Below are 17770 nucleotides of genomic sequence, written 5' to 3'. Positions count from 1 at the left end.
ACTTTTTTTCATACCCGTATCACTGCCGGTTCATGTTGAGATATACCGACGGTATTGCGTTGGATAGATGTTGATTCAGTATGGCTGGGATAGTGCTGGGTTGCCGTCGACATGGAGCATTGTCAGGTGGTTGCTCTCACTGGAGACTTCGACGAATCCAGCCTTGCGATAAATCGCCATGGCTGGCTCATTCGCAGTGTCGACGTTGAGGCTCACGGAACGGATGCCGTGACGCCGGCATTCGTCGAGGAGGCTGTCCAAGAGATATCCGCCGTGGCCCTGGCTGCGTTGCTGAGGAGAAATGGCGATGGTCAGTTCTGGGATACCCGGGGCGACGAAACCATAACCGGGATCGGAGGCCGGTAGGTCACGCAACCAGGCAGCCCCGATGGGGGAGCCATCGACGAGGCAGATCATCCCGATCTGGTCTGGGGTCCAGCCGTCGATGTAGTGGGCGATGGCTGGATTGGTTCGGCATTCCTCGACGTCGAGTGGTTCCGATTCCCCGCCGGCCGCATGCCGCAGCACATGGACCATGAACGGCAGGTCTGTTGTGGTTGCGCGTCGTGTTGTGGCCATGGCGTCAGGGTATCGACCGGTGGCGACGGTCCTTGACCCGGCTGCAAAAATGGATTCGTGGTGACGAGTGTGAAGCGAATCCGGGGTAGGAGGATTCCCCGACGCTCTGCCCCTCGCGTCTTTGCCAGAGGGTGTTTGACGATCCACTCCGTTTTGCCGTTCCCGCTGTCAGGGCTCCCCGTCACCTTCATCGGCTACTGCATCATCAACGGGCTCGGGTTCCTCATCGACATGGGCCTGCTTGCCGTTTTCTTTCGCGGCGTCGGACTGCCGTACCCAATTTCGGTATCGCTGGGATACGGGTTGTCGGCCATCTACTCCTTCTTCGTCAATAGGTGGCTGAATTTTCAGTCTCATGGCGATCTGGGTCGTCAGAGCGGTCGTTACGTCATCACGATAGTGACCAATTACGTCTGTCTCACCCTGGGATTCTCATCCCTTTTGGAGCACATAGGGGTCCATTTCGAGCTTGCTCGCTTCACCGCTGCGTGTGTTGAGGGGCTTTACGTCTATTTCATGTTGAGCCTTTGGGTGTTCCCGAAGTCTGGAAGACGGCAATTGGCGTAACTAGCCGCGGCCTGCATACTTTCGGGCTCTGACGGTGGCATAGCGGTCAGGTCAATCTACGGAAGAAGAGGAACATGTCTGACCTATCGAGCGCATCTGCGCCGGCCCAGCCGTCGGGGTCATCAATACGTGAATTGACGCTCCGGGGCATCATCCTCGGCGGCCTCATGACGTTGGTGTTCACCGCGGCGAACGTATACCTCGGGCTCAAGGTCGGCCTGACCTTCGCCACATCGATTCCGGCAGCGGTCATCTCGATGGCCGTCTTGCGTCACTTCAAGGGACACTCGGTCGCAGAGAACAACATCGTCCAGACCATTGCCTCCGCCGCCGGAACCCTTTCGGCCATCATCTTCGTTCTGCCCGGCCTCATCATGGTGGGTTGGTGGAAGGGATTCCCGTACTGGACGACCCTCGCAATCTGCCTGGTTGGCGGCATCCTCGGCGTCATGTACTCCATCCCACTGCGACGAGCTCTCGTCACCGGCTCCGACCTTCCCTACCCGGAGGGCGTTGCGGGTGCCGAGGTCCTCAAGGTTGGTGACTCCGCCGGTGCGGCCGAGGCCAACAAGGTGGGCCTACGCGTCATCATCGTCGGCTCCCTGGTGTCGGCCGGATATGCCCTGCTGTCTGACCTCAAGCTGGTCAAGTCAGCCCTCACCAAGCCATTCAAGGTGGGCGACAGCTCTGGCTCGATGGTCGGCGTCAGCATGTCGATGGCTCTCATCGGCGTCGGTCACCTCGTCGGCGTCGCTGTTGCCGCGTCCATGCTCGTCGGCATCGTCATCTCTTACGGCGCGATCCTGCCGTGGCGAGTGTCCGGCAAGGTTGGCGGCAACCTCGACGTCATCCAGGAAGTCTTCAGCAACGACGTGCGCTTCGTCGGCGCCGGCGCGATCGGTGTGGCGGCGATCTGGACCCTCATCAAGGTCATCGGCCCCATCACCAGGGGCATCAGCGACTCCGTCCGGTCCTCCAAGACCCGTCACAAGGGTGGCGAGGTTCCGCTGACCGAGCGTGACCTGCCGGTGTCGGTCGTCCTGACCGTCGTACTGCTCTCCATGATCCCGATCGGCTTCATGCTGTGGGGCTTCGCCCGCGACATGGTGGTGTCGAAGTCCATGACCGGCGTCATCATCGTCAGCCTGGTCTTCATCCTGCTCGTCGGCCTGGCCGTTGCCTCCGTCTGTGGCTACATGGCTGGCCTCATCGGCGCATCGAACAGCCCGATCTCCGGGGTCGGCATCCTCGTCGTCCTGGTGGCCGCCCTGCTCATCAAGCTCACCTACGGTGCCGTCGGTGGTGACGAGACGGTGAAGCTGGTGGCCTACACCCTGTTCACCGCGTCGATCGTCTTCGGTATCGCCACGATCTCGAATGACAACCTGCAGGACCTCAAGACCGGCCAGCTGGTCGGATCCACCCCGTGGAAGCAGCAGGTTGCCCTCATCATCGGTGTCGTCTTCGGATCGGCGATCATCCCGCCCGTCATGCAGCTCATGCAGACCGCCTTCGGATTCCAGGGTGCTCCCGGCGCCGGACCGAACGCCCTGCAGGCCCCGCAGGCCACCCTCATCTCCTCGCTGGCTACCGGCGTCTTCGGCGGCTCGCTGGACTGGGGCCTGATGGGAATCGGCGCACTGGTCGGCGTCGGCGTCATCACGGTCGACGAGATCCTCACCCACACCACCAAGAGGTTCTCGCTTCCGCCTCTGGCTGTCGGCATGGGCATGTACCTCCCGATGGCCCTGTCGCTGACCATCCCGATCGGGGCTGGCCTCGGTTGGCTGTTCGACAAGTGGGCTGCACACACCGGAGGCGATGTCGACGGCAAGAAGCGCACCGGAGTCCTGCTGGCCACCGGCCTCATCGTCGGTGAGTCCATCTTCGGTGTCATCTACGCGGCGCTCATTGCTGCCGCCGGTTCCGAGGACGCCATCGCCATCGCTCCGGAGTCGTGGGACAGCGGCGCTGGAATCGTCGGCATGATCATCTTCGTGGCTGCCATTGCGATTCTGTATCAGTGGACCAAGCGAGAGGCGCGTGAGCGCGCCGAGGCGTGACCTGGAAGACGTGTGGGGCCACCGGGATTCGCCGGTGGCCCCTTTGTCATTGTGTGACGGCGTCATCGAGTGCGTCGCACCACACGAATGACCCCTTCTGCTGAGAACATGACGACGGCAACCCAGACCAGGGAGAACCCGGCCCAGCGTTGCCATGGCATCTGCTCACCGAAGAGGAGCAGCCCGACCAAGAACTGCAGGAGCGGTGAGATGTACTGCAGGATTCCCAGCGTCGTCAGGCTGATGCGGGAGGCCGCGAAGGCGAACATCAGCAGCGGAACAGCGGTCAGGATGCCGGCGCTCACCAACAGCAGGCTGTAGGAACCGGTGAAGGTGGATTTCCCGTGGGCAGCGCCCCAGCCGATGTACACCAGGGCCAGAGGAGTGGTCGCCAGGGTCTCGACGATGAGCCCGACAGCGGGTTTTACCGCCACTCCGAGCACTTTCTTGACCAGGCCGTAGAGTCCGAAACTCACCGCCAGTCCCAGCGAGATGAGGGGTGTGGAGGAATGCCCCACCATGAGGACGGCGACGGCGACGATGCCGATTCCGAAAGCCATCCATTGGGCCGGACTGAGTCGTTCCCGCAGGATCAGCACACCCAGCAAGGCCGAGACGAGTGGATTGATGAAGTACCCCATCGCGGCGTCAAGGGTGTGACCGGCATTGACGGACCAGACGTAGAGGGTCCAGTTGATCAGGACCAGGTGGCCGGCCAGCACGAGACCCCACAGACTGCGGCGGTCGTGGGCCAGGGTGGCGAGCCGATCCCAACCTTTCCCGATCGTCAGCAGGATGGCGCAGAAGACGAAGGACCACACCACGCGGTGGGCGATGATCTCGAAGGCTCCGGAACGCTCCAGCAACCGGAAGTAGAGGGGGAAGAATCCCCACATGAGGTAGAGGGCGATACCGGTCGTCAGTCCTCGTCTTGCCTCGATGTCGTCATGCACCCGGGGATCATGTCACGGTTACCGGGTGCATGCGCACATCTGCCGCAGGGCGGACGTCAGGGAAGTCGAGCCAGCTCCTCGTCGGTCAGGGAAAGATCGACGGCCTTGAAGGAGTCAAGGATCGTTTCCGAGCGGTGGGATCCCGGGATCGGGATGACGTGATCGCCCTGGGCCAGTTCCCACGCCAGAATGACTTGGGCCCGACTGACTCCACGGGCATCAGCGACGCGCTGGAAGGCGGCGAAGGCGTCCTCCTCGAGGGGACGACGGTAACCGCCAAGCGGGCTCCACGCGACGAATGCCAGGTCGAGCTCACCGCAGAGCTCCACCTCGGGCCGCGAGGACAGGAAGCCGGGGGAGAACTGGTTCTGCACGGCCACCAGACGATCACCGAGAATGCTCTGGGCCAGCCGGATCTGGTCGGGGTTGGCGTTCGAGATGCCAGCGGTTCGGGCCAAGCCGTCGTCGAGGATGCCCGCCAGGGTCCTCACCATCTCCACGTACTCGACCTTCGGGTCGGGACGGTGCAGGTAGAGCAGGTCGATCTGGTCCGTGTGCAGGGCGTCGGCCGAGAGCTTGGCGTCACGGCGTAGCCGCTCCGGGGATCCGTCGACGTCCCAGACGGCCTCCCCGGTGTCGTTGAAGCAGCGGAAGTGGCCAACCTTGGTGGCCACCGAGATCGTCGAGCGGTCACCATTCCAGGACTCCAGGGCATCAGCGACGAGCTTCTCGCCGTACTGCTCCTCGCCGCCGGACTCGTAGTAGGCCCATGCGGTGTCGATGTGGGTGCACCCGGCGTCCAGGACGTCATGGAGGACCTTGATCGCGGTCTCGCGGTCCGGGCGACCTTCGATCGACAACGGCATCGATCCGTAAGCGATGGCAGAGGTTCGGAAGGGTCCAATCTTGCGGTACTTCATATGTTCAATCCTCCTCAGGGGGTGGTCATGTCCATCATGCTCGCGCGAGGCACACCCCGGTTGCGTGGACAGGGCAGTAGCCGAAGGGGTTGTCCTCGAGGTACTGCTGATGCTCGGCCTCAGCCAGGAAGAACTCCACGCCGTTGGCCATCGAGATCGTCGTCGTGATCTCCCCGTACCCGGCATTGAGCAGGTTGGCCTGGAAGGACCCCCTGAGGGTGGTGGCCGTCATGAACTGCTCGGTGGTGGTGCACCAGATCGCCGAGCGGTACTGGGTACCGACGTCGTTGCCCTGACGCATCCCCTGGGTGGGGTCGTGGTTCTCCATGAAGAGGGTGAGGATCTCCTCGGTGGAGATTCTGGTCGGGTCGTAGGTGACCCGGACGGTTTCGGCGTGCCCAGTGCGTCCGGTACACACCTCCCGGTAGGTGGGGTTGGGAGTGAAACCGCCCATGTAACCAACGGCGGTTTGCAGCACCCCGTCATTGTTCCAGAACAGCTTCTCGGCTCCCCAGAAACACCCCATGGCCAGGTAGATCGTCTCGGAGCCGGGGAAGGAGTGGTCCAGCCGGTCCCCAGTCACGCGGTGGAAGAACGGCATTTCCAACACCGGGGTTCGGCCTCCGGGCAGGGCGTTGTCGGGTGAGACCATCTCGTTGTTGTTCATGCGTCCCTTTCCTCACGACGTCGACACGGGTGTAACCGACATCGGCTCGGATCAATTCCTGTTATCTCAATGTGTGGTCCATGATCTGGTCCCACCTCATCACCATGTGAGACTGGGGGTCGAAGTTCACCGGTGGAAAGGATCAACATGTCTGACCCCGCGCAGCCTGGCGCGACCGTTGCAGGTGACGGAAACAGTATTGGAAAGCCCCAGCGGCGTGAGAGTTTCACCGGCCGGGGAGCCTTCCTCATTGCTGCGATTGGCTCCGCCGTCGGGCTGGGAAATATCTGGAGGTTCCCCTACGTCGCCTACAGCAATGGTGGCGGAGCCTTCATCGTGCCCTACCTGATCGCCCTGCTCACCGCCGGTATCCCGCTGCTCTTCCTCGACTATGCCGTCGGACACAAGTTCCGTGGCTCGCCGCCCATGGCCTTGCGTCGTCTCAACAAGCACACGGAGGCCATCGGATGGTGGCAGACCCTCATCTGTTGGGTGATCGTCATCTACTACGCCGCCATCATCGCCTGGGCCATTCGCTATGTCGGATTCTCGGTGACGAAGGCATGGGGAGACGACCCCGAGGGATTCCTCACAGGCAGCTTCCTGCACGTGGCCAACAACGTTGACGTCGAATTCCACTTCGTGCCCGGAGTCTTCTGGCCGTTGCTGATCCTGTGGCTCGTCGTGTTGGCCATCATGGCCACCGGCGTCGAGAAGGGCATCACCCGCGCCTCGTGGGTCTTCATGCCGATGCTCGCGGTGATGTTCATCGCGCTGGTCATCGTCGCCCTCACCCTGGACGGCGCATCGACTGGCCTTGACGCCCTGTTCACCCCGGCGTGGAATGCGTTGGGGAACTACCAGGTGTGGATGGCCGCCTACGGCCAGATCTTCTTCTCCCTGTCAGTGGGATTCGGCATCATGGTGACCTATGCCTCCTACCTCAAGCCGAAGTCTGACCTGACAGGTTCCGGCCTGGTCGTCGGGTTCGCCAACTCCTCATTCGAGATCCTGGCCGGCCTCGGCGTCTTCGCCGCCCTGGGCTTCATGGCAACTGCTTCCGGCAAGCCGGTGAGCGAGGTCGCTGGCTCGGGTATCGGCCTGGCCTTCATCGCCTTCCCGCAGATCATCAGTCAGGCGGGTGCTGTCGGACCGATCATGGGCGTGCTCTTCTTCGTCTCCCTGGTTTTTGCCGGCATCACGTCGATGATCAGCCTGCTGGAGGTCGTCATCGCAGCCTTCCGCGAGAAGACCGGCATGCACCGAGTTGCAGCAACCTGGGTCGTCGGTGGAGTGACGGCCGTCGCGTCGATCATCCTCTTCCCGACGACGACCGGCCTCAACCTGCTCGATGTCACCGACCACTTCATCAACAACATCGGCATCGTCGGCGTTGCCCTGCTGGCCTGCCTCGTCATCACCTGGGCACTGCGCAAGCTCCCGGTGCTGCGCGACCACCTCAACGAGTACTCCTCGTTCAAGGTCAACAAGGTGTGGATGGCCCTGGTCGGTGTCGTCGCCCCGTTGGTCCTGCTGGGCCTGTGGATCACCGAGATCGTCACCGTCTCCAGCAAGGGCTACGGCGGAATGCCCGGAAACTTCGTTGGAATCTTCGGATGGGGAATGTCGATCCTCGTCGTCGTGCTGGCAATCGTGCTGTCCCTCATCCCGTGGCCGAACCGCTCGGCCATTCACCACGAGCTCACTCACGAGGAAGAGCTCGCCCGAGCGAATGCCCAGGCATCTCAGGAAGGAGCGTTGTCATGAGTGGATCCGCCACCGTCATGATGATCATCGCCATGGTCACGGTGTGGGGCGGATTGGCCGCATCGGCCTTCTCCCTGTTCCGTCATCCCGAGCAGGACTGACACACATCCGGCATGAGGGGCCGGCCCGATCAGTGGGAGGACAGGTCCCAGTTAATCGGGTCGCCCCCCTGCTGTACCAGCAAGTCGTTGGTGCGGCTGAAGGGTCGGGACCCGAAGAAGCCGTATCGGGCTGACATGGGGGAGGGGTGTGAGGACTTGACGATCGGAACCCCGCCCAGCATGGGTTCCAGGGATTGCGCGTCGCGGCCCCACAGAATGGCCACCAGCGGGCCGCCACGTGCCACGAGGGCTTCGATGGCGGTCTGGGTGACCTCCTCCCATCCCTTGCCGCGATGTGAGGCGGGTCGACCAGGCTGGACGGTGAGGCACCTGTTGAGGAGCAACACCCCCTGCTCGAACCAGCCGGTGAGATCGCCATGTTCACAAGGGGAAATTCCCAGGTCAGACTGCAATTCGGCGTAGATGTTCTGCAAGGACCGGGGCAACGGACGCACGTCGCGCTCCACCGAGAAACTCAGGCCCACGGGGTGGCCTGGGGTGGGGTAAGGGTCCTGGCCGACGATGAGCACTCGAACATCCGCCATGGGACGGGAAAAAGCGCGCAGAATGCGATCCCCGTGAGGCAGAAACCCTCGTCCGGCAGCTGTCTCGGCTCGCAGGAAGTCCCCCATCTCATGGATGCGTGGCTCCACCTCCGCCAATGCCTCTGCCCAGTCGGGGGCGGTCAGTTCGGCAAGGGGACGAGCTACCACGGTGGCCTCCAAATGGATACATACGGATGACATGCTAGACGCTACCCTGTGAACACGCGTTCCGGGGCCTCGGCCCCGCCCCACAATTCCGGAAGGAAGCCATGAAGCTATTCGGCTCGGGCACGAAGACCACAGATTCGACACCGGTTCCCCCGCGTGCCGACGCCGAGGGCGAGGCGATCGACACCGCTCCTGACCAGGAGGTCGCATCAACTCCCCAGCCCATCACGGCGACGGTCGCCCCCGCCGAAGACGTTCCCAGCGCTGTCCGTACTGCGGCTGGATGGTGCTGGCGGCTCATCGTCATCGCAGCCTTCATCTACGGGCTTTACCAGGTGCTTCACGCTGCGTCCGAGGTGTCAGTGCCCGTCGCGGTGGCCCTCATGCTGACGGCAGCCATGTGGCCGCTGGCTAACTGGTTGTCGCGCCATCACATCCACCGTGGCATCGCCTCGGGAATCTGCCTGCTGCTGCTCATCATCCTGGTCGGCGGCGTATTCACCCTCGTCGGCGCCCAGATCGCGATGCAGTGGCGGGAACTGGGCAACCAGGCGGTTGCCAGTTTCAAGCAGGCGCTGGCGTGGCTGGCCAACAGCCCCCTGCACACCGACAAGGCCCAGCTCAATGACCTCATGCACAAGGCCGAGGCTGCCATGGCTGGATCCCAGGGACGCATTGCCTCGACCGCAGCTGCCGCCGGAACCCAGATCGGCCGTTTCGCAGCGGGGCTCGTCCTGGCCCTCTTCGCCACCTTCTTCTTCGTGTACGAGGGAGACAAACTGGCTGAGAAGTCGGCGGTCCTCATCCCACGTGAGCGTCGCGCCAAAATCCTTGACGCTGCCAAGCGCGGCTGGGTCGCCCTGGTGGCCTATGTGCGAGCCGCCGTCATCGTCGCCTTCGTGGATGGCCTGGGAGCCGGCATCGGCGCGGCCATCATTGGCTCATCCATGTCGGTCGCGATCGGTGCCCTCACCTTCATCCTCGCGTTCGTGCCGATCGTCGGCGCGCTGACGGCAGGCGTCGTCGCGGTTGGTGTGGTGCTGGTGACCCTGGGCTTCTTCAAGGCCGTCATCATGCTGATCGTCTTCGTCGCCGTCATGCAGATCGAAGGACACGTCCTGCAACCCTTCCTGCTGGGTAAGGCAGTCTCGATCCACCCGCTCATCGTGCTGGTTGGTATCGCTGTCGGCGCCATCATCTCCGGTATCGTGGGCGCCCTGTTCGCCATCCCGATCGTCGCTTTCGGCGTCGCCTTCATCAAGGCCCTGAGCCCCGAGACCCCGGCAGAGGAGGTTCCTCCAAGTCAGGACGACCTCGCTGCCGAACACGCGTGAGTTGGGTTCACCCGTAAAGTTGATGTCATGAGCGCTGATATCACCGCCATCCTCGAGGACCTTGCTGCCGGGAGGATCGACACCGCCGAGGCCAACCGCCGTATCGCTGATGCACGGGGGCAGGAGCAGCCCGCACCCGGGAGCCAGAGCGGCCCCGCCGAAGGGACCGGCCCCCGCCGCGGGGCATCCGAGGACGAGACTTCCGGGGGCGACAAGGGCCCTCTGGCCGGCTTCGCCATCCCTCCAGAAGCCAAGGAGGGGCTCCGCTCGGCCTGGCGCGTGGTGTCCGGGGTGGCAGAGAGCGTCGGTGAGACAGTCGCCTCGACGATGTCGCCCGGACCGCGTCGCGCCAGCGGCGAGAGTGAACCGCAAAAGCACGTCGACGTCGCGAGCGATCTGGATCGCGTCCGTCTGAACTGCACCGGACGTCGCATCCGTCTCATCGGGGACCGCTCGGTCTCCGGCCTGCAGATCGAGGGCAAGCACACCCGCAGGCGCGTCGGAGGAGTCGTTGAGGTCGGTGTTGACGGTCACCTCGCCCCTGATCTGGGGGTCCTCAAGAGGTTCCGACTCCCGGCCGACATGGACGGGGTCAAGGATCTTGGTCTGGGTCGGGAAGTGACGATTCGTGTGCATCCCGATCTGCCCGTCGACATCGAGCTGTCAGGTGGCTCGTTGCGTGCCACTGGCGTGGAGCACCTCGGGAGGGTGCGTGTCACCGCTGGCGTCACTGAGATCGAAGGCGTCCACCAGCTGGAGGACGGTCTCTTCCAGGCCGGAAATGGCACCATCACCGGATGCATCGACAGCGGTCGCTCCCAGATCCGCGTCGAGTCGGGCAATCTGCTGGTCAAGCTGGCCGAAGGATCCAACGTCTCGGTTTGTGGCAAGGCCCAGACCGGCATGATCTCCTGGCCCGAAGGCGGAGATGTCGACGAGTACGTCATGGGTGACGGAGCGGCCCGTCTTGGCCTCACCTGCTTGGTCGGGAGGATCGCAGTTCGCGCGATGTGAGCCTGCGACATAATGTGATGAGGGCGGGGTGCCATGGCACCCCGCCCTCATCACATTTGTGGAAGCGTGTCACTCCTGGAACGGCTCGACGTCAAGGATCGTCACCTTGATCGTCTTGCCATTGGGAGCCTTGTACTCGGTCGATTCTCCCTTGGAATGGCCCAGAACGGCACCACCAAGGGGGGATTGCGGGGAGTAGACGGAGATGTCGACGGAATCGTCGAGCCCCATCACCTGCCGCGATCCCAGCAGGAAGGTGTCAGTGTCGGACTTGTCGTCGAAGTAGCAGACGGTCACCTTGGAACCGGGCACGACCTCGTCCGGAGTGGACGGGGCTTCGCCCACCTCAGCGTTGCGCAGCATCTGCTCCAGCTGACGGATGCGGGCCTCGGCCTGCCCCTGCTCCTCACGGGCGGCATGGTAGCCGCCGTTCTCGGAAAGGTCGCCCTCGGAACGAGCGTCAGCAATCTTGTTGGAAATGATGGTGCGGCCCTCACCCTTGAGGTACGCGAGCTCTTGGGTGAGCTTGTCGAAGGCCTCTTGGGTCAGCCACACAGTGTCTTGGGACTCAGGCATTTGTTCATCCTACCGCGTTGTCACCCGACGGGTCCGCACTTCTCCAGCTCAGCGGTAACAGCACGCGAAAAGGTCTTGACGCTGGTGTGGATCGTCTCGTCCTTTGACGAGCTTGTCGGAAACGTCACCGTCGTCTCCCCGACGCGCACGTGGTCAGCACCGGTGGCGACCAGGACGCAGGAACCCTTGACGGAGGGGTCGGGCCGATGCAGGTTGATCGTGACGTCGACGCGGGTGTCGGATATCGCTTGGTATCCGTGCAAGCTCGCCCGGATCGGCTGCTCGGCATGGTGGAGTCCCGCCCACACCGTCCATCCGACGAGGACGGCAGCCAGCACCAGGATGAGGATCACCCACGGGGTTCGACACTGTATGGGGTAGCGGTCCGCGATGCGTTCACGGTCCGCATCAGTGAGGACGTGATCCTGGCTGCTGGTTGGGGTTGGCACGTGGCCCATTGTGCCCTAGGGCGTAGGCTGTCAGCATGACAGTTCTTGCAGCCCAGCTCGTGAGCACCGGCCTCGCCAACTTCTTGTGCTGCCTAACACTTGCTGTCTTCGGTGTCGTCGCGTGGATCAGCATCCGACGCAACATCCGTGGCATCGACTTCGACGAGGTTCCCTGCGGCCCTGCCCTCAAGGAGAACCATCAGGAGGATGCCAAGGGGTCCACGACGAACTCGGCGAAGCACTGACGTCCCGCCTAGGGTCCGCCTGGCCCAGTATGGGGTTGTGCTCGTAGGCTGACCACCATGCCCAACCACCTTGGTGAGTCCACCAGCCCGTATCTGCTCCAACACGCCGCGAACCCCGTCGACTGGTTCCCGTGGGGAGAGGAAGCATTCGCCGAAGCGCGTCGTCGCGACGTGCCGGTCATGGTCTCGGTGGGCTACTCGAGCTGCCACTGGTGCCACGTCATGGCTTTCGAGTCCTTCTCCGATCCGGAAGTGGCTGAGGTTGTCAACGCCAATGTCGTGGCCGTCAAGGTCGATCGCGAGGAGCGTCCAGAGGTTGACACCGCGCTGATGCAGGTGACCCTGGCGATGACTGGCCAGGGTGGCTGGCCCAACACCGTCTTCCTGACTCCTGACGGCAAGCCCTTCTTCGCCGGCACCTATTTCCCGCCGGTGCGCCGGGGTGGTCAGCCCGCCTTCGTGGAGCTCGTCGAGGCTCTTGGCGGTGCATGGCGAGAGCGTCGCGATGAGGTGGTGTCCTCGGCCGAGGCCATCGTCGAGCATCTGCGTCCTATCGAGAAGACCCCTGACACCCCGCGTCCGGTTGCCGGTGAGCTCATTGACGCCGTGGGAGCGGACTACGACATCGTGCATGGCGGCTTCGGAGGACCGACGAAGTTCCCTAACGCCACCCTGCTGGACGCCCTGCTGGTCAAGGGAGACCCGACCAGCCTCGACATGGCGCAGAACACGTGTGAGCACCTGGTGCGTGGCGGCATCTTCGATCAGGTCGGTGGCGGGTTCCACCGTTATTCCACGGATTCCCAGTGGGTGGTGCCTCACTTCGAGAAGATGCTTTACGACAATGCCCTGCTGTTGGGGACGATGGCTCGGTGCTGGCGTCGTACAGCCGATCACGACTCGGATCGTCGAGATCTCTACTCCCATGCCGCCCGTCGCACGGTGTCCTGGCTCAACCGGGAGATGCAGCTGCCGAACGGCCTGTATGCCGCCGGACTCGATGCCGACTCCGACGACGCAGCCGGCCACACCCGGGAGGGGATTTACTACCTGTGGAACCAGGATCTCATCACGGACGCCCTGGGATCCGAGGAGACCGAGTGGCTGCGTCCACTGGTGCATCTGGAGCCCTTCGACGAGAACGGTCTGGGTACCCTCCAGATGCGCGGACGGGTCGAGTGGGAGCGCATCAACGTCGACATGGACACCCTGCTGGAGGCTCGTGATCGTCGTAGCGCTCCTGCTCGCGACGAGAAGGCCATCACGGCGTGGAACGCCATGCTCATCGACGGGCTCGTCGAGGCCGGAATGATTCTGCGCGAGTGGTCCTGGGTGAGGCAGGCCCGCGATCTGGCTGAGGCGCTGTGGACGGCCCATTGGAGTGACGGTGACCTGCTGCGCACCTCCTTCCATGATCATCCGGGAGCCCCGGCGGTCTGCGAGGACTACGCGTGGGTTGGCCTGTCCTTCGCCGGTCTGGCCGGTGCTACGGGGGAGCCGGTGTGGTGTGACCGTGCTGTCGAGGTGCTTGACCAGGCTGTGACGCGGTTCGGTGCTCCCGATGGGAGCTTCCTTGACGCCGAAGGGTCGGACCTGCTTACGGTGACGGCCCACACCCTGACCGACGATGCCTGCCCCAGCGCAACGGCCTCCATGGTGATGGCCCTGCGTCGGGTGGGGCTCATGGCTGAGCGTGACGACTTCGTCAGGCGTGCGGACGAGGCCTCCGGCGCACTGCTGCCGGTGGTGGCGTCCACTCCTCGCTTCGCGGGGTGGGCACTGGCCGACTTCCTCATCGCCGATGAGGCCCGTCGGGGTCTCAAGCCGGCTGGTGTCGTCATCGCCGACACCCAGGAGGAGCCCACGGATCTGGCCGCAGCAGCGTGGCGCATGGCTCCGGCCGGGTCGGCCATCATGCGTCGAGTTGGCGAGGGATCCGGGTTCGGTACATGGTTCGAGGATCGCGCCCCGCGTGACGGTCAGCCGATGTGTTGGGTGTGCCGTGGCAAGGTGTGCTTCGAGCCGGTGACCGAATACCTGGAGCTCAAGGACCCGCTCTGGCGGCGAGCTTGAGATCGTGCACTCGGCAGGTCAGCGGCCGTAGCGCCGCTCCCGCTGGGTGAAGGAGCGGAGGGCTCGCAGGAAGTCGACCTTGCGGAAATCGGGCCACAATGCCTCGCAGAAGTAGAACTCGGAGTGGGCACTTTGCCACATGAGGAAGCCCGACAATCGCTGCTCGCCCGAGGTGCGAATGATGAGATCCGGATCGGGTTGGCCGCGGGTGTAGAGGTGCTCCTCAATCTGGTCGATCTCGAGGGTCTCCGCGAGATCGGCCAGGCTGGTGCCCTTCTCGGCCTCCTCGGCAAGTAGTGAGCGGACGGCGTCGCGCAGCTCGTGACGACCGCCATAGGCCACCGCGACGTTGATATGCATGCCGACGTGGTCGGCCGAGTTGCGGCCGGCACGACAGAGGGACTCGGCCATCTCGGCGGGTAGCAGATCGAGGTCTCCGACGGCCTGGACCCGCCAGCGTGGATTCTCTGCCAGGGAGTCGACGAGGGACTCGATGACCTTGAGAAGTGGTCCAAGTTCGCCGGTTTCCGCGCGTTGCAGGTTGTCGGTCGACAATACCCACAGTGTGATGATTGGGATACCGACGGCGTCGCACCAGGCGCAGAATTCTCGGAGGCGATCCGCGCCCGCCTCGTAACCGGCCACCAAGGGCTGTCCCGGTGCGTTGAGACGAGCCCAACGACGGTTGCCGTCAGCCAGCACGGCGACGTGCTGGGGCAGTCGACTGCGATCGAGCTGGTCGAGCAGTCTCGCTTCGTAGGTGGTGTACAGCAGTCCGGACGGGTGCATGCGGTCGAGGGTCTCACTGACCTTCGACAGACGGTTGTCCAGGCTGCTCATGGGTCCAGATTAGTCAGTGCTCGGTACAAACGGTCAGCAATTCACGCGGTGAGGCCGAGATCGAGTCGCGGGCAGACCTCGTCGGCAGGGTAGGCTGGAGGCAGAACCTACCGAGCCGTAGGTTTTGTCGAGGAGGAGGACCGCGGGCTATGTCGCGTCAAGGCAACAACGGCGAGAACCGCGGCACTGTGCTCCCCAAACCGAGGTTGCGCGGATGGGTTCACACCGTCATGGCACCGCTGATCTTGCTGGCCGGGGTTGGTCTCATGATCGTCACGCCGACGTGGGGGAACCGGTTCGCCGTCGCGATCTGGATGCTCACCGGGTTGGAGCTCTTTGGCAATTCGGCGATATATCACCGGGTGCCGTGGGGTGCGAAGATCAAGGACGTCCTGCGCCGCATCGACCACGCCAACATCGCGGTGTTCATCGCTGGCACGTACACCCCGCTGGCCGTCTCGCTGACGACGGGTGCCTCCAGGGTGATCCTGCTGTCGATCATCTGGGCCTGCGCCCTGCTCGGAGTGGCCTTCCGGTTCGTGTGGAACGGCGTGCCCAGATGGGCCTCGACGATCCTCTACGTCTTCATGGGGTGGACTGCCTTGTGGTGGCTGCCGCAGTTCTGGCGCGTGGGAGGGCCAGCAGTCGTCATCCTGATCCTCGTCGGAGGGGTGTTCTACACCGTCGGAGCTGTCGCCTACGCCCGTCAGAAGCCCAATCCGTCACCCACCTGGTTCGGCTTCCACGAGGTCTTCCACAGCTGCACTGCGGTGGCCGCGATCTGTCATGCGGTTGCCATCGGTCTTGCCGTCATCTGACCGGCTGGTGAACTCTGGGCGAATGGCCGAATCGCACACTCCGGTTCCACCTGTCGGGCTCTAGGTATGATGTCAGAGGGGCCGCATCCGACGCCTCGACGACGTTTCTTTCCTCGATGCGACCTCTCATGTCACGGGAGGTTTTCGTGTCCGTCCGTCCAGAAGGCTCCGAGCGAGCCCACAGCCCGATCCCGGCGGCACCTGAGGGGAGGCGGACCTACGTCATCGACACATCGGTGCTGCTGTCGGATCCTCGTGCCCTGCTCAACTTCGCCGAGCATCACGTGGTGGTGCCGATCGTCGTCATCACCGAGTTGGAGGGCAAACGCCACCATCCAGAATTGGGACATTTCGCCCGCGCAGCGTTGCGCATCCTCGACAAGTTGCGGCTCGACAACGGCGGCCTCGTCGGGCCGGTGCCGGTCAACGATGAGGGAGGCGAACTGCTCGTTGAGCTCAACCACTCCGACCCGAATTGCTTGCCTGACGGCTTCCGTCTTGGTGACAACGACACCCGGATCCTGGCGGTTGCCCAGAACTACCGGCTGGCCGGGCACTCCGTCGTACTGGTGACGAAGGACCTGCCGTTGCGGGTCAAGGCCTCGGCCATCGGCCTGGAAGCCGAGGAGTACCGGCACGAACTCGTCCCGGACAGCGGATGGACCGGCATGGTCAATCTCGAGGTTCCTGACGAGATGATCTCGGCACTCTACGAGGAGGGACACGTCGTCGACTCGATCTTCGACGAGATCCCGGTGCACGCCGGACTCGTGCTGGACGGCCCGAACGGCAGTGCTCTGGCCCGACGGATGCCGGACGCCTCGGCTCGGCTCATCCCCAATGACCAGGAGGCGTTCGGGATCCGTGGCCGCTCGGCTGAGCAGCGGGTTGCCCTCGACATGCTGCTGGACCCTCAGGTCGGCATCGTCTCCATGGGAGGGCATGCCGGTACCGGAAAGTCGGCGTTGGCGTTGTGCGCAGGGCTCGAGGCGGTGCTGGAGCGACAACTCCACAAGAAGGTCATGGTCTTCCGGCCGTTGTATGCCGTCGGTGGCCAGGATCTGGGCTACCTGCCCGGTGACGAGGGGGAGAAGATGGCCCCGTGGGGTCAGGCGGTTCTGGATACCCTCACCAGCGTGACGAATAATTACGTCATCGAGGAGGTCATGTCGCGTGGCATGCTGGAGATCCTGCCGCTGACGCACATCCGCGGCCGTTCCCTCCATGACGCCTTCGTCATCGTCGACGAGGCCCAGTCCCTGGAGCGCAACGTGCTGCTGACGGTGCTCTCGCGAATCGGGCAGAACTCGCGGGTGGTGCTCACCCACGACGTCGCCCAGCGGGACAACCTTCGGGTAGGTCGTTATGACGGTGTGGCAGCCGTCATCGAGAGGCTGCGAGGACACGATCTGTTCGGCCACGTGACCCTCACCAGGTCGGAGCGTTCGCCCGTCGCCGCGCTGGTGACCAGCCTGATGGAGGACATGGTCGGTTGATCAGCTGAGGCGACGCCACGCGACGCATCTGCAACAATCGGGAGCGTGGCACCCAATCCCAGAGCCGGCATCAAGGATATGTTCCTGTCCTTGGCTGTCATCCTCGTCCCCGTGTTGCTCATCGTGTGGTTCTTCACCAGGACCCCTGACGAGCCGAACATCCAGAAGGTTGACTGGAAGCCCGTGGCGACGTCAGCGCGCACCCATGCCGGGTACCCGGTGCTGGCTCCCAAGGAGGTGCCCGAGGACTGGCGGCCCACCAAGGCGAGGTATGCCAACAAGGGGGATCGATGGGTGGGAAACACCATCTCCGCGGGGAACAGGTGGGAATTGGGATTCCTCACCAGCGAGAACATCTACCTGGCCGTGAACCAGTCCGACGAGCCTGCCAAGGCTTACGTCGCCTCGGTGACGAGATCAGCCACCGAGGATGGGAAGGTCAAGGCGGGTCAGTACACCTGGACGAAGATGGTCAGCCCGGACGGCCGCACCCGTGCCCTGGTGACGAAGGTCGGTTCCTCGGCGGTTGTCGTCGTCGCGGATGCTGACTATCAGATTCTCACTGACTATGCGGGGATGCTGAAGACGTCTTGAC

19 protein-coding genes are annotated in these 17770 nt (G+C 63.6%); 11 read left to right on the top strand and 8 right to left on the bottom strand.

Translation table 11 applies throughout. The features are described from left to right. Positions 1–75: 75 nt before the first annotated feature. A complete protein-coding gene (locus HMPREF9153_RS11445) occupies positions 76–579 on the bottom strand; it encodes a GNAT family N-acetyltransferase (RefSeq protein ID WP_036901668.1) in 504 nt (167 codons plus the stop codon). A gap of 135 nt (positions 580–714) precedes the next feature. On the opposite strand from HMPREF9153_RS11445, the gene HMPREF9153_RS11440 reads away from it, so the two are divergent. Both HMPREF9153_RS11440 and HMPREF9153_RS11435 read left to right on the top strand, forming a co-directional pair. Continuing rightward, the gene (locus HMPREF9153_RS11440; RefSeq protein ID WP_004812028.1) at positions 715–1146 is read left to right on the top strand and encodes a GtrA family protein; all 432 of its coding nucleotides are present in this window, start codon (positions 715–717) and stop codon (positions 1144–1146) included. Positions 1147–1280: 134 nt separating this feature from the next. Continuing rightward, positions 1281–3209: an OPT family oligopeptide transporter gene (locus HMPREF9153_RS11435; RefSeq protein ID WP_004812027.1), complete on the top strand. Its 1929-nt coding sequence runs from the start codon at positions 1281–1283 to the stop codon at positions 3207–3209. 62 nt (positions 3210–3271) lie between these two features. Here the strand turns inward: HMPREF9153_RS11435 and rarD are convergent, their stop codons facing one another. The 3 genes from rarD to msrA are packed head-to-tail and all read right to left on the bottom strand — an operon-like array spanning position 3272 to position 5749. Beyond that, entirely contained in the window at positions 3272–4162 is an 891-nt protein-coding gene (rarD, locus tag HMPREF9153_RS11430; RefSeq protein ID WP_004812026.1) for an EamA family transporter RarD, read from the bottom strand. A 56-nt stretch (positions 4163–4218) separates the two neighbouring features. Then, positions 4219–5082, bottom strand: coding sequence for an aldo/keto reductase (locus HMPREF9153_RS11425; RefSeq protein ID WP_004812025.1), 864 nt, complete (start codon positions 5080–5082; stop codon positions 4219–4221). 34 nt (positions 5083–5116) lie between these two features. Then, complete coding sequence (msrA, locus tag HMPREF9153_RS11420) at positions 5117–5749, bottom strand: peptide-methionine (S)-S-oxide reductase MsrA (RefSeq protein ID WP_004812024.1); 633 nt, start codon at positions 5747–5749, stop codon at positions 5117–5119. A 147-nt stretch (positions 5750–5896) separates the two neighbouring features. Here msrA and HMPREF9153_RS11415 point away from each other — a divergent pair, with 147 nt between their 5' ends. Both HMPREF9153_RS11415 and HMPREF9153_RS12085 read left to right on the top strand, forming a co-directional pair. Further along, complete coding sequence (locus HMPREF9153_RS11415; RefSeq protein ID WP_004812023.1) at positions 5897–7516, top strand: sodium-dependent transporter; 1620 nt, start codon at positions 5897–5899, stop codon at positions 7514–7516. After that, on the top strand, positions 7513–7617 hold the full coding sequence (locus tag HMPREF9153_RS12085) for a methionine/alanine import family NSS transporter small subunit (RefSeq protein WP_015583142.1): 105 nt from the start codon (positions 7513–7515) through the stop codon (positions 7615–7617). Before HMPREF9153_RS11415 ends, HMPREF9153_RS12085 begins: the two co-directional genes overlap by 4 nt. A gap of 29 nt (positions 7618–7646) precedes the next feature. Here HMPREF9153_RS12085 and HMPREF9153_RS11410 read toward each other — a convergent pair whose 3' ends face one another. Continuing rightward, complete coding sequence (locus tag HMPREF9153_RS11410) at positions 7647–8363, bottom strand: uracil-DNA glycosylase (RefSeq protein ID WP_004812022.1); 717 nt, start codon at positions 8361–8363, stop codon at positions 7647–7649. A 68-nt stretch (positions 8364–8431) separates the two neighbouring features. On the opposite strand from HMPREF9153_RS11410, the gene HMPREF9153_RS11405 reads away from it, so the two are divergent. Next, positions 8432–9664 (top strand): AI-2E family transporter, encoded by a 1233-nt coding sequence (locus HMPREF9153_RS11405; RefSeq protein ID WP_004812021.1) that lies wholly within the window; start codon positions 8432–8434, stop codon positions 9662–9664. A gap of 27 nt (positions 9665–9691) precedes the next feature. After that, entirely contained in the window at positions 9692–10678 is a 987-nt protein-coding gene (locus HMPREF9153_RS12915; RefSeq protein ID WP_004812020.1) for a hypothetical protein, read from the top strand. A gap of 69 nt (positions 10679–10747) precedes the next feature. On the opposite strand, the gene greA is transcribed toward HMPREF9153_RS12915, so the two are convergent. Both greA and HMPREF9153_RS11390 read right to left on the bottom strand, forming a co-directional pair. Next, positions 10748–11254, bottom strand: coding sequence for a transcription elongation factor GreA (gene greA, locus HMPREF9153_RS11395; protein ID WP_004812019.1), 507 nt, complete (start codon positions 11252–11254; stop codon positions 10748–10750). A gap of 20 nt (positions 11255–11274) precedes the next feature. Then, positions 11275–11712 (bottom strand): DUF4307 domain-containing protein, encoded by a 438-nt coding sequence (locus tag HMPREF9153_RS11390; RefSeq protein ID WP_004812018.1) that lies wholly within the window; start codon positions 11710–11712, stop codon positions 11275–11277. A gap of 26 nt (positions 11713–11738) precedes the next feature. Here HMPREF9153_RS11390 and HMPREF9153_RS11385 point away from each other — a divergent pair, with 26 nt between their 5' ends. Both HMPREF9153_RS11385 and HMPREF9153_RS11380 read left to right on the top strand, forming a co-directional pair. Beyond that, on the top strand, positions 11739–11948 hold the full coding sequence (locus HMPREF9153_RS11385) for a hypothetical protein (RefSeq protein WP_004812017.1): 210 nt from the start codon (positions 11739–11741) through the stop codon (positions 11946–11948). Positions 11949–12005: 57 nt separating this feature from the next. After that, entirely contained in the window at positions 12006–14021 is a 2016-nt protein-coding gene (locus HMPREF9153_RS11380) for a thioredoxin domain-containing protein (protein ID WP_004812016.1), read from the top strand. An 18-nt stretch (positions 14022–14039) separates the two neighbouring features. Here the strand turns inward: HMPREF9153_RS11380 and HMPREF9153_RS11375 are convergent, their stop codons facing one another. Then, positions 14040–14861 (bottom strand): isoprenyl transferase, encoded by an 822-nt coding sequence (locus HMPREF9153_RS11375; RefSeq protein WP_004812015.1) that lies wholly within the window; start codon positions 14859–14861, stop codon positions 14040–14042. A 149-nt stretch (positions 14862–15010) separates the two neighbouring features. Here HMPREF9153_RS11375 and trhA point away from each other — a divergent pair, with 149 nt between their 5' ends. From trhA to HMPREF9153_RS11360, 3 genes are all read left to right on the top strand, one after another. Beyond that, complete coding sequence (gene trhA / locus HMPREF9153_RS11370; RefSeq protein ID WP_004812014.1) at positions 15011–15679, top strand: PAQR family membrane homeostasis protein TrhA; 669 nt, start codon at positions 15011–15013, stop codon at positions 15677–15679. A 116-nt stretch (positions 15680–15795) separates the two neighbouring features. Then, on the top strand, positions 15796–17175 hold the full coding sequence (gene phoH2, locus HMPREF9153_RS11365) for an RNA 5'-3' helicase PhoH2 (RefSeq protein ID WP_021108787.1): 1380 nt from the start codon (positions 15796–15798) through the stop codon (positions 17173–17175). Positions 17176–17253: 78 nt separating this feature from the next. Further along, positions 17254–17769, top strand: a complete 516-nt coding sequence (locus HMPREF9153_RS11360) for a DUF4245 domain-containing protein (protein ID WP_004812012.1) — start codon at positions 17254–17256, stop codon at positions 17767–17769. Position 17770 lies beyond the last annotated feature (1 nt).

Source organism: Cutibacterium avidum ATCC 25577, assembly GCF_000227295.1.
Lineage (GTDB): Bacteria > Actinomycetota > Actinomycetes > Propionibacteriales > Propionibacteriaceae > Cutibacterium > Cutibacterium avidum.
The sequence above is the reverse complement of the archived record's forward strand: the minus strand, read 5'-3'. Positions and strand labels throughout refer to the sequence as shown.

Excerpts from the sequence above, each read along its gene's own strand:
- phoH2 (WP_021108787.1), top strand. The coding sequence starts at position 15,796 with ATGCGACCTCTCATGTCACGGGAGGTTTTCGTGTCCGTCCGTCCAGAA.
- greA (WP_004812019.1), bottom strand. The coding sequence starts at position 11,254 with ATGCCTGAGTCCCAAGACACTGTGTGGCTGACCCAAGAGGCCTTCGAC.
- HMPREF9153_RS12085 (WP_015583142.1), top strand. The coding sequence starts at position 7,513 with ATGAGTGGATCCGCCACCGTCATGATGATCATCGCCATGGTCACGGTG.
- HMPREF9153_RS11410 (WP_004812022.1), bottom strand. The coding sequence starts at position 8,363 with ATGTCATCCGTATGTATCCATTTGGAGGCCACCGTGGTAGCTCGTCCC.
- HMPREF9153_RS11380 (WP_004812016.1), top strand. The coding sequence starts at position 12,006 with ATGCCCAACCACCTTGGTGAGTCCACCAGCCCGTATCTGCTCCAACAC.
- HMPREF9153_RS11375 (WP_004812015.1), bottom strand. The coding sequence starts at position 14,861 with ATGAGCAGCCTGGACAACCGTCTGTCGAAGGTCAGTGAGACCCTCGAC.
- HMPREF9153_RS11445 (WP_036901668.1), bottom strand. The coding sequence starts at position 579 with ATGGCCACAACACGACGCGCAACCACAACAGACCTGCCGTTCATGGTC.
- HMPREF9153_RS11390 (WP_004812018.1), bottom strand. The coding sequence starts at position 11,712 with ATGGGCCACGTGCCAACCCCAACCAGCAGCCAGGATCACGTCCTCACT.
- HMPREF9153_RS11360 (WP_004812012.1), top strand. The coding sequence starts at position 17,254 with ATGTTCCTGTCCTTGGCTGTCATCCTCGTCCCCGTGTTGCTCATCGTG.
- trhA (WP_004812014.1), top strand. The coding sequence starts at position 15,011 with ATGTCGCGTCAAGGCAACAACGGCGAGAACCGCGGCACTGTGCTCCCC.
- HMPREF9153_RS11385 (WP_004812017.1), top strand. The coding sequence starts at position 11,739 with ATGACAGTTCTTGCAGCCCAGCTCGTGAGCACCGGCCTCGCCAACTTC.
- HMPREF9153_RS12915 (WP_004812020.1), top strand. The coding sequence starts at position 9,692 with ATGAGCGCTGATATCACCGCCATCCTCGAGGACCTTGCTGCCGGGAGG.
- HMPREF9153_RS11425 (WP_004812025.1), bottom strand. The coding sequence starts at position 5,082 with ATGAAGTACCGCAAGATTGGACCCTTCCGAACCTCTGCCATCGCTTAC.
- HMPREF9153_RS11415 (WP_004812023.1), top strand. The coding sequence starts at position 5,897 with ATGTCTGACCCCGCGCAGCCTGGCGCGACCGTTGCAGGTGACGGAAAC.
- HMPREF9153_RS11405 (WP_004812021.1), top strand. The coding sequence starts at position 8,432 with ATGAAGCTATTCGGCTCGGGCACGAAGACCACAGATTCGACACCGGTT.
- msrA (WP_004812024.1), bottom strand. The coding sequence starts at position 5,749 with ATGAACAACAACGAGATGGTCTCACCCGACAACGCCCTGCCCGGAGGC.